At 67.6% G+C, this 12,713-nt stretch carries 8 protein-coding genes; 3 read left to right on the top strand and 5 right to left on the bottom strand.

Annotated features, from left to right (window positions below; all coding sequences use genetic code 11):
- The first annotated feature begins 363 nt into the window (after positions 1-363).
- Both H4O13_09460 and H4O13_09455 read left to right on the top strand, forming a co-directional pair.
- The gene (locus H4O13_09460) at positions 364-1,956 is read left to right on the top strand and encodes a cellulase family glycosylhydrolase (GenBank protein MBE5315616.1); all 1,593 of its coding nucleotides are present in this window, start codon (positions 364-366) and stop codon (positions 1,954-1,956) included.
- A gap of 645 nt (positions 1,957-2,601) precedes the next feature.
- The gene (locus tag H4O13_09455) at positions 2,602-4,368 is read left to right on the top strand and encodes a hypothetical protein (protein ID MBE5315615.1); all 1,767 of its coding nucleotides are present in this window, start codon (positions 2,602-2,604) and stop codon (positions 4,366-4,368) included.
- A 347-nt stretch (positions 4,369-4,715) separates the two neighbouring features.
- On the opposite strand, the gene H4O13_09450 is transcribed toward H4O13_09455, so the two are convergent.
- The 5 genes from H4O13_09450 to rpsU form a co-directional block, all read right to left on the bottom strand.
- Positions 4,716-6,920, bottom strand: coding sequence for a M3 family metallopeptidase (locus tag H4O13_09450; protein ID MBE5315614.1), 2,205 nt, complete (start codon positions 6,918-6,920; stop codon positions 4,716-4,718).
- A gap of 783 nt (positions 6,921-7,703) precedes the next feature.
- Entirely contained in the window at positions 7,704-9,191 is a 1,488-nt protein-coding gene (locus H4O13_09445; GenBank protein ID MBE5315613.1) for a DUF4139 domain-containing protein, read from the bottom strand.
- 116 nt (positions 9,192-9,307) lie between these two features.
- Positions 9,308-10,567 (bottom strand): TCR/Tet family MFS transporter, encoded by a 1,260-nt coding sequence (locus H4O13_09440; protein ID MBE5315612.1) that lies wholly within the window; start codon positions 10,565-10,567, stop codon positions 9,308-9,310.
- A 20-nt stretch (positions 10,568-10,587) separates the two neighbouring features.
- On the bottom strand, positions 10,588-11,034 hold the full coding sequence (locus H4O13_09435; protein ID MBE5315611.1) for a GatB/YqeY domain-containing protein: 447 nt from the start codon (positions 11,032-11,034) through the stop codon (positions 10,588-10,590).
- A 285-nt stretch (positions 11,035-11,319) separates the two neighbouring features.
- Positions 11,320-11,535, bottom strand: a complete 216-nt coding sequence (rpsU, locus tag H4O13_09430) for a 30S ribosomal protein S21 (protein MBE5315610.1) — start codon at positions 11,533-11,535, stop codon at positions 11,320-11,322.
- A 142-nt stretch (positions 11,536-11,677) separates the two neighbouring features.
- Here rpsU and tsaD point away from each other — a divergent pair, with 142 nt between their 5' ends.
- Complete coding sequence (tsaD, locus tag H4O13_09425; protein ID MBE5315609.1) at positions 11,678-12,691, top strand: tRNA (adenosine(37)-N6)-threonylcarbamoyltransferase complex transferase subunit TsaD; 1,014 nt, start codon at positions 11,678-11,680, stop codon at positions 12,689-12,691.
- Positions 12,692-12,713 lie beyond the last annotated feature (22 nt).

Here is a 12,713-nt window from a genome sequence, read left to right as displayed (position 1 = left end):
TGCCTGCGCGGCTGCGGCGACGGGGAGCGCACTGTGGGGTTGGCGTCGCCCGGCCGGGGAGGGCCGGGCGGTGCTTTCGATGATCGGGAGCGTTGTGCGAGGCGGTTCGCGCCTCTCGCAGTGGCGAAGCCTTGCCGCAGTCCGCGGTTCGGGCCTGGGCCCGCTGGCCTTGCGCTTGGCGATCCTTGGCGCTGCGGTGGCTGCGGGCGGCCGCACCGGCCGGGCAGGTCATCACGGCCCCAATCAGTCGCTGTCGCAAGGGCTCGCCGAGGCCGCTGACCGTCCGACGCACCCGAGGAGGCGTTTCTGATTCACCCGCTGCACCTGCTGCTCCTGTTGCCCCACCCTCCGTGAGGAACCTCTATGAGCCACAACGCAAAACGCATCATCGCTACCGGGCTGTTCGCTGTGCTGTCCCTCTCCAGCTTGACCGCCTTCGCGGGTCTGCAGGTCTCCGGCGCACAGCTGCGCGAGGCCAACGGTCAGAACTTCGTCATGCGGGGTGTCAATCTGCCGCATGCCTGGTACGCGGACCGCACCAGCCAGTCGCTGAAAGACATCTCGGCGACCGGCGCCAACACCGTCCGCGTCGTGCTGAGCAACGGCAAGATCTGGCGGCGTACGCCCGCCTCCGAGGTCGCCGAGATCATCCGCGTCGCGAAGGACGAGGACCTGATCACGGTGCTCGAGATCCACGACACCACCGGCTTTGGCGAGCAGACGGCGGCCACGCTGAGCGAGGCGGTCGACTACTGGGTCAGCCTGCGCGATGTGCTGGTGGGGCAAGAGGACTACGTGATCATCAACATCGGCAACGAGCCCTACGGCAACGGCCAGCCGGCGAGCGCGTGGCTCAACGGCCACAGCGATGCCATCGCGCGGCTGCGCCGGGAGGGCTTCGAGCACGTGCTGATGGTCGACGCCGCCAACTGGGGCCAGGACTGGCAAGGGATCATGCGCAGCAATGCGCCGGCGCTGATGAATTTGGACCCGCGTCGCCGCCTAGTGTTCAGCGTGCACATGTACGAGGTATATCCGAACGACTCGGCCGTCAACGGCTATCTGAGCGCCTTCCGCTCCATGAATCTGCCGCTGGTCGTCGGCGAATTCGCGGCCGACCATTTCGGTGCCTTTGTCGATGCCGACGCGATCATGGCGCGCTCGCAGCAGTACGGCATCGGCTACCTCGGCTGGTCGTGGTCCGGCAACAGCTCGAATCTGAGTTCGCTGGATGTCGTGCAGGGCTTCGACCCGGGTCGCTTGACCGCATGGGGCAGGCGGCTGATCAACGGCCAGAACGGTATCCGGGCGACCTCGCGCAAGGCGAGCATCTTCGCCACCGGCGGTGGCTGTACGGCCACCTCGATTGTTCCGAATCTGCGGGTGTTTGCGAGTGCGTGGGGTGCTTGGCAGCGTGCGTCCGCGGTGACGATCAACCGCGGGCAGGGCGTGCAGCTTTCTCCGGAGCCGATCTCGGGCGGCAGCTGGAGCTGGTCGGGGTGCGGCATCAGCGGCACGGCCCGCGAGCAGACGCTGTCGCCCACGCAGACCTGCACGGCCACGGCGACCTACGCGAACGCCTGCGGTGCGCGCAGCAGCCAGAGCTTCCAGATCACGGTGAACGCCACCCCGCCCAGCGGCGGCGGCGGCGGACGCTGCGCGATGACCATCAGCGGTGAGTGGAACGAGGGCTACACCGCTCGAGTGACCATCCGCAACACCAGTTCATCGCCGATCAACGGCTGGCAGGTCGGCTGGTCCTTCGGCGATGGCTCGCGCGTGCGAGACCATTGGAATGCCCAGCTCACGGGCGGCAACCCCTACAGCGCAGCGCCGGTAGGCTGGAATCGGACCATCCAGCCGGGCCAGCAGGTGGAATTTGGCTTCAACGTCAACAAGGGCCGGCCCGGAACGCCGGCGGCCCCGGTTGCGGTGACAGGCGGCGTGTGTAACTGATCCGGAGACCATCCGTGCGGCGAGACCACCCGCGACGCGGAGCGTGAAGCAGACAGGGCGCCGTCTTCGCTGACGGCGCCCTTTTCGTTGCAGCGATGTGCGCGTTGGCGCCTCAGCCCGGCCGCGCCCGGGCCTTGGGGCGAGAGGGCCCACCGCCGATGCGGGTGGGCGGTTGCTTGGCCCCGAGGGCCTTCATTCGGGTTCGCTGTTTGCCCGCCGCGGCGACGCCTGATCGCACCGCGACAGCCCGAGGCGTGCCAAGCGTGGACCCGGTCCGCCGTGGCCCCTGCGATTTCGGCGTTTCCGAGGTCGAACAGTTCAGGGGGGACTCGCGGGCCGCCGCCCTTCGGACTTGGATCTCGCTCGTGTGAGCTCTGTAGCAAAAGTTTACATTTCTAATTGACACCGCTGGACAAGAACCGCAGCGTACGCCGCGGGGGGGAGCCTCTCGCGCGTGGGGCCGCGGGAGCGCCGGTTCAGGGATGACCTTTCGCAATCACACAAGCACGGGGAGTGCTCGCAATGATCCAGCTGCAGCCTATCGCGCGGTCTGTCGCGCTCGTTTTGGGAATCACGTTATTTGCCACAGGCGGTATCGAGGTCGCTCAGGCCTCGGATGCACACGGGAAGGACGGTGGTGGGACGGTGCCCGCCGAGAAGCTCTCCGCGACCTCACTGGCGGTCGCCCAAGGCGACAACCTCGCGCGCGACGCGCAGGTCACCACGTCCTACGTGTCGCCCTGGGAGACGCTGGCGGCGGTGAACGATGGCTCGTCGCCCGCCAACTCGAACGACAAGTCCAGCGGTGCCTACGGCAACTGGCCCCGGCCCAACCAGTTCCAGTGGGTTGAGTATCGGTGGCCGTATTCGGTTCGTCTGAACGCGTCGGAGATCTACTGGTTTGATGATCGGCGCGGCGTGTGGGCACCCACGGACGCCTTTCTCGAGTATTGGAACGGTTCCGCCTGGGTCAACGCCGGCAGCCTTCCGCGCAGCGCCAATCAGTTCAACCTGCTCACCCTGCAGGACGTAGTGACGGATCGGGTACGCGTACAGATGCGCAACAGCACGCAGTCCACCGGCATCCTGGAGTGGCGCACCTGGGGCGTGCGGGCGGGGGGCGTTGGTGGCGCCGTGCCGTATCGCGCCATCACCAATGAGTTCACCCACCTCAACGTGACACCGACCAATGCGCGCTTCCGCGATTCCGATCGCTTCCGCGCCTACTACGGTGGCGGTGGCTTGAACGGCGGCCAGGGCAACCTCGCGAACGTGCCCGAGGCGCAGATCGAAACCGGCGTGGCGCATCTGGAGGCCGCCTACGAGTGCTTCGTCAACGAATGGGGTTTCCGTTCGCCCAGCCTGTCGGCGGGCACGACCGGCCCGTACTACAAGATGAATCTGTACTCGACGACCACGCTGAACGCTGGCGGCGCCATGGGCGCCAACGGACGCTACCGCCTGAGCTTCATCGAGTTCCGCGACAACGCGATCAGTCGCCCTGAAACCGCCGTGCATGAGTTCGGGCACAGCCTGTCCTACGCCGACTTCACCTGGACGGATCAAGGCGCCACGGGCGCCTGGTGGGAGTCCGTCGCCAACTGGGTCGCGGACACCTACAACACGGATCCGCTCTGCGAGCGCGTCCGCGAGCGCCGCGGCTTGGCGAGGTCGCGCGACACCATCATCAACCTGGAGACCAACATCGCGCAGGCCTTCCTGCCGATCGTCAGCACCCGCAACTACTACCAGGCGTGGCCCTTCCTCACGTACCTGACCCAGAACCCCGACCGCTACCCTGGGGTGGGGCGCATGGCCGTGCCCGACATCCACAAGAACCATCGCCGCAACAACGAAACCCCACTGCACGTGCTGCAGCGGCTGGTGGCACCGGTGACGGTGCAGGAAGTGGTCGGACGCTACTGGGCGCGCATGGCCTATCTCGACATCGGCCATCCCAAGGCGCAGGCGCGCTTCCTGACGCTGCGCAATGACGCCGGCTTCCGGTCCCGAGCGTTCGCCAACCTGGATTCGCTGGGCAACGGTCGCTATCGCGTCAAGCCTGCCCGTGAGCCGCGCTATGCGGGCGCCAACATCACGCCGCTGCGCGCCACGGCGGGCGGTGCGGTCAGTGTTCGCGTCACCAACCTGGGCAATGGCCAGGCCGGCAGCGGGTTCATGGCGGCGCTCAGCATTCGCAATACGGCAAGCGGGGCGATCCGCTATGTCGATCTTGTCGGGGGCGCGGGCTCGGCCACGATCGCCAGCAACGAGGAAGCGAGTCTGGTGGTGGCAAACACGCCGACTACGCTGATCCAGTACAACGCCTTCGAAAGCACCGACACCAGCCCGGAGTCCATCGGACTGAGCTACGAGGTGACGCTGACCGGCGCCGTGCCGACCCAGCTCTGAGTGCGTCCTGAGGTCACTTCCACGCGGTAGCGCGAGGAATCCCGCCCACGCGTTTGCAGGCGGCTCGTTCTCGGGGAGTCAGCGGCTTTGTCGCTGACTCCTCGTCGGCAGACTCGCAGGTCGAGCGCCGATGCGACGCGCTGTTGTCTGAGGTTCGACCACGCGGCGCTGGCGGCCTGGACGCGCTCGAAGGCGAGCCAGGCGGCTAGCGCCTGCAAGGGTAGGCAGCGCCGAGCGACGCATGAGTTCAGCGGACAGCTGCACAGCGGGGATCTCGAACAAGCGAAAAGGGCGCCGTCGTCACCGACGGCGCCCTTTGCGTTGCAGCCTTGCTTCAGGTCAGGCGATCAGTCGTCGCTCTTGTTCTTCAGGCCGCGGCGGTACAGCAGGTTCTCGGCGTTCGGCTGCTTGCCGCGCCAGTTCACGTACATCTGCATCGGGTCTTCGGTGCCGCCACGCGACAGGATGCCCTGGCGGTAGGCCGCGCCCAGCTCGGCGTTCAGGCCGCCCTGTTCGGTGACGAAGGCAAAGGCGTCGGCCGCCAGCACTTCGCTCCAGATGTAGGCGTAGTAGCCCGAGGAGTAGCCCCCCGGGAACACATGGGCGAAGTAGGCGCTGCGGTAGCGCGGCGGCACCGGCGCGAAGTCGACCCCGTGCTTGGCCAGCGCGGCCTTTTCGAAGGCTTCGACGCTATCGACCTGGGTGCCCGGCGCGAGCATGTGCCACTCCATGTCGAGGAAGCTGGCCGAGATGTACTCGAGCGTATCGAAGCCCTGATTGAAGCCCGAGGCGTTCAGGATCTTCTGCATCAGCTCGGCCGGGATCGGCTCGCCGGTCTGGTAGTGCTTGGCGTAGTTGGCCAGGATCTCCGGGTGCTTGGCCCAGTCTTCCTCGAACTGCGAGGGGAACTCGACGAAGTCGCGCGGCACGGCAGTGCCGGCCAGCGAGGGGTACTTCACCTTGGAGAACAGGCCATGCACGCCGTGGCCGATCTCATGGAACATCGTGGTGACTTCGTCGAAGGTCATCAGCGCCGGCTGGCCGTCGACCGGCTTCGGAATGTTCATGACGTTGAGCGCGACCGGCTTCTGGTTTAGCAGCTCGCTCTGGTCGACGAAGGTGGACATCCAGGCGCCGCCGCGCTTGCTCGGGCGGGCGAAGTAGTCGGCGTAGAACAGGCCGAGCTGGGTGCCGTCACTGTCGATGACGTCGAACACGCGCACGTCGGGGTGGTAGACGGGCAGATCCTTGCGCTCGTTGAAGCTGACGCCGTAGAAGCGGTTCAGCGTGTAGAACACGCCGTCCTTCAGCACGCGGTCGAGCTCGAAGTAGGGTTTCACCTGCTCGGGATCGAGGTCGTACTTCTGCGCACGCACCTGCTCGGCGTAGAACTCCCAGTCCCAGGGCTGCAGCTGGAAGCCACCGCCCTGCGCATCGATCAAAGCCTGGATATCGGCCGCTTCGCGCTGGGCGTTCTGCACCACGGTCGGGGCGAGATCCGACAGCATTTTCAGCACCGCCTCGGGCGTGCCGGCCATCTGGTTCTCAAGCTGGAACGCCGCGTGATTCGGCTTGCCCAGCAGTGCCGCGCGCTCGGCGCGGAGCTGGGCCAGACGCAGCACCATCGGGCGGGTGTCGCCCTCGCCATCCTGCAGGCCGCGGTTGGCCGAGGCCTCCCATACGCGCTGGCGCAGCTCGCGGTTCTTGAGCGAGGTCAGTACCGGCTGGCGGGTGGTGTTGGTGATGCGGAGCAGCCACTTGCCCTCGTGACCGGCGGCTTTGGCGGCTTCGGCAGCGGCGGCGATCTGGCCTTCCGAGAGGCCGTCGAGCTGGGCGGCGTCATCGACGATGACCGAGGCGCGTTCGGTCTGCTTCAGCATGGCCTGCTGGAACTGGGTCATCAGCGCGGCCTGCTCTTCGTTCAGGGCGCGAATCTTGACCTTGGCGTCTTCCGACAGCTCGGCGCCGGCGCGCACCATGCGCAGGTGGGTCTGCTCGACCAAGCGCTTGGTCTCGGCGTCGAGGTTCAGCACTTCGCGGGCGTCGTAGATCGACTTGACGCGCTGGAACAGCTTGGCGTTCAGCAGGATCGCATCCTGATGCGCCGCCAGCTTCGGTGCGATCTCGGCTTGGATCTGCTGGATCGTCGGGTTGGTGTCGGTGCCCGCCAGATTCATGAACACTTCGGCGGTGCGGGTCAGCAGGGCACCCGAGCGCTCCATCGCCATCAGGGTGTTCTCGACCGTGGGCGCCTCGGTGTTGTTGGCGATCGTCTCGATCTCGGCGAGGTGCTGGCGCATGCCTTCGAGCAGGGCGGGCAGGTAGTGCTCGTCTTTGATCTTGCTGAAGTCCGGCGCCATGAACGGCAGGCTGCTCGGCTGCATGAAGGGATTGCCGGTGAGGTCGGCCGCGGGCGCTGCAGGCGCGGCATCGGCGGCCGCCGAGCTGGCTGCCGGAGCAGCGGTGTCGCCTTCGGGCTTGGAGCAGGCGCTCAGGCCCAGGGCCAGAGCAATCGCGCTGGCAAGGGCGCCGGTGAGCAGGGGGCTACGCATGAAGAACTCCATGGAGACGGACCGAAAGAACCGCGGAGCATAACAGTGCGAAACCCGCGCTCCATCGGCCATCGGTTGGGGCGTGCGAGCTGGGAGCGAGGAGCGAGTGGAGAGCAGTGAGGAGTGAGGAGTGAGAGAAGAGCTGGCCTCGCATGCGTTTGGCGTGTGGTCGTGTTCGCAGCTCACAGTCTGCAGCTCCATCAGGTGGGGCAGGCCCACCTGAGCGCGGCTCTGCATAGGGTGGGTCTTGACCCACCGCAGCCCGACGCTCGCCTCATGCTCGATCGAAAGCGACACCACGACCGAACACCGTGCGCGCAACTTCGCCCCCGCAGTCTGCATAGGGTGGGTCTTGACCCACCGAAGCTCCACGCTCGCCCCATTCCCGATCGAACGCAACACCACGACCGAAAATCGTGCGTGCAACTTCGCCCCCGCAGTCTGCATAGGGTGGGTCTCGACCCACCGAAGCCCGACCCTCGCCACGTGCTCGATCGAAAGCGACACCACGACCGAACATCATGCGTGCACCTTCGACCCACCAGAGCGCGGCTCTGCATAGGGTGGGTCTTGACCCACCAAAGCCCGACCCTCGCCCCATTCCCGATCGAAAGCGACACCACGACCGAACACCGTGCGCGCACCTTCTCCCCAACAGAGCGCGGCTCTGCATAGGGTGGGTCTTGACCCACCGAAGCTCCACGCTTGCCTCATTCCCGATCGAAACCGCGCAAGGCCCTGCACCCACCGCAGGGCCCTGCAGCTCACCTCAAGCGACCGCCCTCACCAGCGATAGGTCACCGTGTAGCGCACGGTCTGCTTGCCTTCGGCCGGCAGCTTCACCGCGAAGTCGACCGTCTGCGCATCGCGCTTGTCGTAGGCCTGCGAGTTGCCGGTGATCGTCCAGCCGCTCCAGCGGTAGAGATACTCGCGCACGGTCACTTCGGCAGGGCTCTTCTTGCCGTTGCGGACTTCGACTTCGATGGTCTCGGTGATCGTGCGCGCCTTCTCGTCGTAGCTGTAGCTCAGCTGGCGGCGCTCTCCGCTGATGTCGAAGGCGGTGCCCAGCTTGAGCCGCAGCGTTTCGTTGCGCGCGGTGTGCTGGATCAGGTCTTCGCCGATGAACTCCTGGGCGCCGTCGGCGCTGGCCTGGCTCACGCGCACGCGGCCGCCGGGCAGCGGGATGCCCAGCCGATTGGCCTCACGGTTCTCGAACTCCAGAAACGCCCCGGCCTCGCCGCGCTGGGTGGCGCCGAAGCCCTGGTCGGTCATCGCCGCACCATAGTTGTAGTAGCTCGGGGTTGCGGTGAACACCAGCTCGCGCCGGCACTCCGCGCCGGCCACGGCGGGGAACAGCTCCAGCTGCTTCACCGAGTTGTCGGGCAGATCGGTGCGGCGGCCCAGGGTGTAGAGGTGGTACTCGAACAGCTCGGACTCGGCGAAGCCGTCGGCCATCGGCGCGGCTTCGGCGACCATGGTCCTGTACATCTTTTGTGGCTCGGGCGCTGCCGGCGCGCGATTGACGTCGCCGGCCACGAGTTTCAACTTCGCGTTGGGAAAGCTGCCGCCGCTCTGGTTCACCAGGCTCACCCAGGCAGCGAGATCCATGCGGCAGCGGCCGCCGTCCTCGCGCAGGGTGATGTTGTAGTCCGTCCACCAGGTCATGCCCTGGGTCTGATAGCTGACCTGGGCGTCATGCCGACCGCCGCGCGCGGCATCGAGTTTCCACACGAGGGTGGGCTTGCTGATCAGCCCGCCCGGCAGGGCCGGGAACTGCACGCTGCTCCAGCTGCTGAGCGTCACCACGCTGCCGTCCTCGCGCGCCAGGATCAGCCCGCCATCGGCCGAGAGCAGGGTGCCGCTGACGCGCTCGATCGTATCGCCGCGCTGCTGCTCCACGGTCAGCGGCTGGCCCAGATAGCGCTGCAGCAGCTTCTGCTGGCTGACCAGGTCGTACTGGTAGTTCTGCTCCAGCACGCGGGTGCCAGCGGGGTCGGTGATTGAGGCGAAGCTCACCGTGGTCGGATCGATCCGGCGCGCGACGTCGGAGAAGCGAAGCTCGCCGGTGCCACGCGACAGCTCCAGCACGCGCCGGTCGCTGACCACGGCATAGCCGGGCAGGCGATCGCCGTAGTCGGCCAGCCGCTCGGTCGACAGCGTGCCGGGGGCGGCCGCGCTGTAGACGGTCAGCGCATAGTCGGGGGCGTCGGCAGCCGCGGCGGAGGTGGCAGTCATGGCAAGGCTCAGCAGCGACAGCAGGGGAACGCGCATCGTGGACCTCCAATCGGTGTTCGGACAATGCCGGCGCGGGGTGCGTCGACGGCGACCGGATACGGAGGATGCGCCTGCGCGGGGTTGGGCGGACAGTGGGGCCCGCCCGTCGCCGTTCAGCTTCGAACGCGCGCCTGCACCATCAGCGCCGCGCCTGCCAACAGCACCGCCGCCAGCAAGAACGGCGCGCCGGGTACGCCCGAGGCCTTCAGCGGCCCGATTGCCGCAGCCAGGATCTGGCTGAACATCAGCGGGCCGATGATGCCGGCGATGCCGGTCAGGCTGGTCAGTGCGCCCTGCAGTCGGCCCTGGGCTTCGGCCTCGACGTGGCGGGTCAGCAGCCCCTGCGCCGAGGGCATGGCAAAGCCCCAGAGCGCCATCACTGGCACGCCGAGCAGCAGGATCCAGCCCTCGGAGGCGATGCCGTAGATGGCGAAACCCAGCGCGCCCATGCCGAGGCCGAACAGCAGGCCGCGGCGCTCACCGATGCGCGGGATGACACGGCGCACCAGCCCGGCCTGCACGATCGCCGAGCAGATGCCGACGAGGGCCAGGGCGAGACCGACCTGGCGTTCGTCCCAGCCGTAGCGGTAGTTGGCATACAGCACGAAGGCCGCCGGCAGGGCCATGTGCGCCAGCTGGCTCAGGAACAGGCCGCCGGCCAGCACCGGCACGCCCGGATGCGCACGCAGGAACCGGAGCGCGCCCAGAGGATTCGCCCCGCGCCAGGCGAAAGGTCGACGATGTTCGGCGGGCAGCGATTCCGGAAGGATCAGCCAGCCGTAGACGAAGTTGGCGAGGCTCAAGCCCGCCGCGACCCAGAAGGGCAGGCGCAGGTCGATGCTGCCAAGCACGCCGCCCAGCGCCGGACCGATCACAAAGCCGAGTCCGAAGGCGGCGCCGAGGATGCCGAAACCGGCGGCGCGCTTCTCCGGCGGAGTGACGTCGGCGATGTAGGCGTTCGCCGTGGTGATGCTGGCGGCGGTGATGCCGGCGAGCAGGCGGCCGATCAACAGCCACCACAGGCTGGGGGCCAGCGCCATCAGGATGTAGTCGAGCCCGAGCCCAAGGTTCGACAGCAGGATGACTGGGCGCCGACCGAAGCGGTCGGACAGGGCACCTAGCACCGGCGAGGCCAGAAACTGCATGGCCGCGAAGGCGACCGCGAACAGGCCGTACAGGGTGGCCGCGCGGGCCGAGTCGCCCTGACTGAACTCCAGAATCAGCTTGGGCAGGATCGGGATGATCAGACCCAGCGCGAGGATGTCCAGCGCGACGGTGATGAAGATGAACAGCAGCGCCGCGCGCCGCCTGGCTGGCGGCGCGCTGGCAGTGGCCCCGTGGTCGGGGCCGTTGTCGGGTGCGGATGCGCTCAAGTCGGTGGCGCCGAGCGGCCTCAGCCGCCCAGACGCGCCTTGATGCGGGCCGACACCGCGCCCATGTCGGCGCGGCCGGCCACCTTCGGCTTCAGCGCGCCCACCACCTTGCCCATGTCGCGGCCGCTGCTGGCGCCGGTTTCAGCGATGGCCGCCTCGATCAGCGCGTCGATCTCGGTCTCGCCGAGCGCCTGCGGCATGTAGGCCTGGATGACCTCGATCTCGAAGCGCTCCTGCGCGGCGAGATCTTCGCGTCCGGCGGACTCGTACTGGCTGACCGAGTCGCGGCGCTGCTTGATCATTTTCTCCAGCACTGACAGCACCTGGGCATCGTCGAGCTGGATGCGCTCGTCGACCTCGCGCTGCTTGATCGCGGCATTGACCAGACGGATCACCGCCAGGCGCTCCTTGTCGCCGCCCTTCATGGCGGCCTTCATGTCATCGGTCAGACGCAGTTTCAGGCTCATGTATCACCTCGGGATGGGGGAGGGCGGCTGCGCGTGGCAGCGGCCGAAGGAGGACGCGAATGGTGCCGATGCAGCGCCACAAATGGCTTCAACAGACGGCGCCGACTCGGCGCCACGGACGACGTAAAGCAGGTGGCGCCGATGCAGCGCCACGACGGCACAAACGGTGACGCGGCTGCGGCGTCACAAATGGCGCAAACAGGAAAAGCCGGTGTCGCTTGCGCAACACCGGCTCCGGATACCCTGAACGGACTCAAGCCCCGGCCGCGCGGACCGGGCGACGCCTCAGTAGAGGCGACGGCGCTTGGTGACGTCGCGGCTGACGCGACGCAGATGGCGCTTGACCGCGGCGGCCGCCTTGCGCTTGCGCTCCTGGGTCGGCTTCTCATAGAACTCGCGCTTGCGGGTCTCGGCCAGAACGCCGGCCTTTTCGCAGGTGCGCTTGAAGCGACGCAGGGCAAACTCGAACGGCTCGTTTTCGCGGACTTTGACGCTGGGCATGGGATCTCCGGTGCTGATTCGGTGGGCCCCCGCGACACTGCCCGCGCGGTTGATGCGCGCAATGCGGGGGCGGGGAGCCGCGTATGATACGCGGCCTTCCAACGCCCTTGCAATCCGGGGCCCGATCTGCATCTTCTGCCCCATGAATGTGCTCGGCATCGAAACCTCTTGCGACGAGACCGGCGTGGCCATCTACCGCCACGAACGCGGCCTGCTCGCCCATGCCCTGTACAGCCAGGTGCGGCTGCATGCGGACTACGGTGGGGTGGTGCCCGAGCTGGCCAGCCGTGACCATGTGCGCAAGCTGCTGCCGCTGATCCGTACGTGTCTGGATGAGGCCGGGCTGCGGATTGCCGACCTCGACGGCGTGGCCTACACCGCAGGCCCCGGACTGGTCGGCGCTTTGCTGGTAGGCGCCGCCACCGGCCGCGCCATCGCCTGGTCGCTGGGCCTGCCGGCGATCGGCGTGCACCACATGGAGGGCCATCTGCTGGCCCCGCTGCTCGAAGCGGATGCGCCGCAGCCGCCGTTCGTGGCCTTGCTCGTGTCCGGCGGCCACAGTCAGCTGGTCGAAGTCGAGCGCATCGGCGTATATCGCCTGCTCGGTGAGACCCTGGACGACGCCGCCGGCGAGGCCTTCGACAAGACCGCCAAGCTGCTGGGCCTGCCGTATCCGGGTGGACCCGAGCTGGCGAAGCTGGCGGAATCCGGCGATCCGGGGCGGTTCACCTTTTCGCGGCCGATGACCGACCGGCCGGGCCTCGAATTCAGTTTCTCGGGCCTTAAGACCCAGGTGCTGCTGGCCTGGCAGCAGTCGGACCAGAGCGCACAGACCCGCGCGGACATTGCGCGCGGCTTCGAGGAGGCCGTGGTCGAGACGCTGGCGATCAAGTGCGAGCGCGCGCTCAAGGCCACCGGCGCGAAGACGCTGGTGGTCGCTGGAGGTGTGGGCGCCAATCGCCGCCTGCGCGCGCGGATGAATGAGCTGAGCCGGCGGCGCAAGGTCAAGGTCAGCTTTCCGCGTCCGGAGTTCTGCACCGACAACGGCGCGATGATCGCTTTTGCGGGGGCGCTGCGGCTGGCTGCGGGCCAGCGCGAGGCCGATGCGCTCACCGTGCGGCCACGCTGGGATATGGCAGGCTTGCCGGCCGCCTGAGCCAAGTGCGCCCGCGCTGCTC

It is taken from the genome of Lysobacterales bacterium, assembly GCA_014946745.1.
In the GTDB taxonomy this organism is placed as follows: domain Bacteria; phylum Pseudomonadota; class Gammaproteobacteria; order Xanthomonadales; family Xanthomonadaceae; genus Aquimonas.
The sequence above is the reverse complement of the archived record's forward strand: the minus strand, read 5'-3'. Positions and strand labels throughout refer to the sequence as shown.

Excerpts from the sequence above, each read along its gene's own strand:
- H4O13_09460 (MBE5315616.1), top strand. The coding sequence starts at position 364 with ATGAGCCACAACGCAAAACGCATCATCGCTACCGGGCTGTTCGCTGTG.
- H4O13_09450 (MBE5315614.1), bottom strand. The coding sequence starts at position 6,920 with ATGCGTAGCCCCCTGCTCACCGGCGCCCTTGCCAGCGCGATTGCTCTG.
- H4O13_09445 (MBE5315613.1), bottom strand. The coding sequence starts at position 9,191 with ATGCGCGTTCCCCTGCTGTCGCTGCTGAGCCTTGCCATGACTGCCACC.
- H4O13_09435 (MBE5315611.1), bottom strand. The coding sequence starts at position 11,034 with ATGAGCCTGAAACTGCGTCTGACCGATGACATGAAGGCCGCCATGAAG.
- rpsU (MBE5315610.1), bottom strand. The coding sequence starts at position 11,535 with ATGCCCAGCGTCAAAGTCCGCGAAAACGAGCCGTTCGAGTTTGCCCTG.
- tsaD (MBE5315609.1), top strand. The coding sequence starts at position 11,678 with ATGAATGTGCTCGGCATCGAAACCTCTTGCGACGAGACCGGCGTGGCC.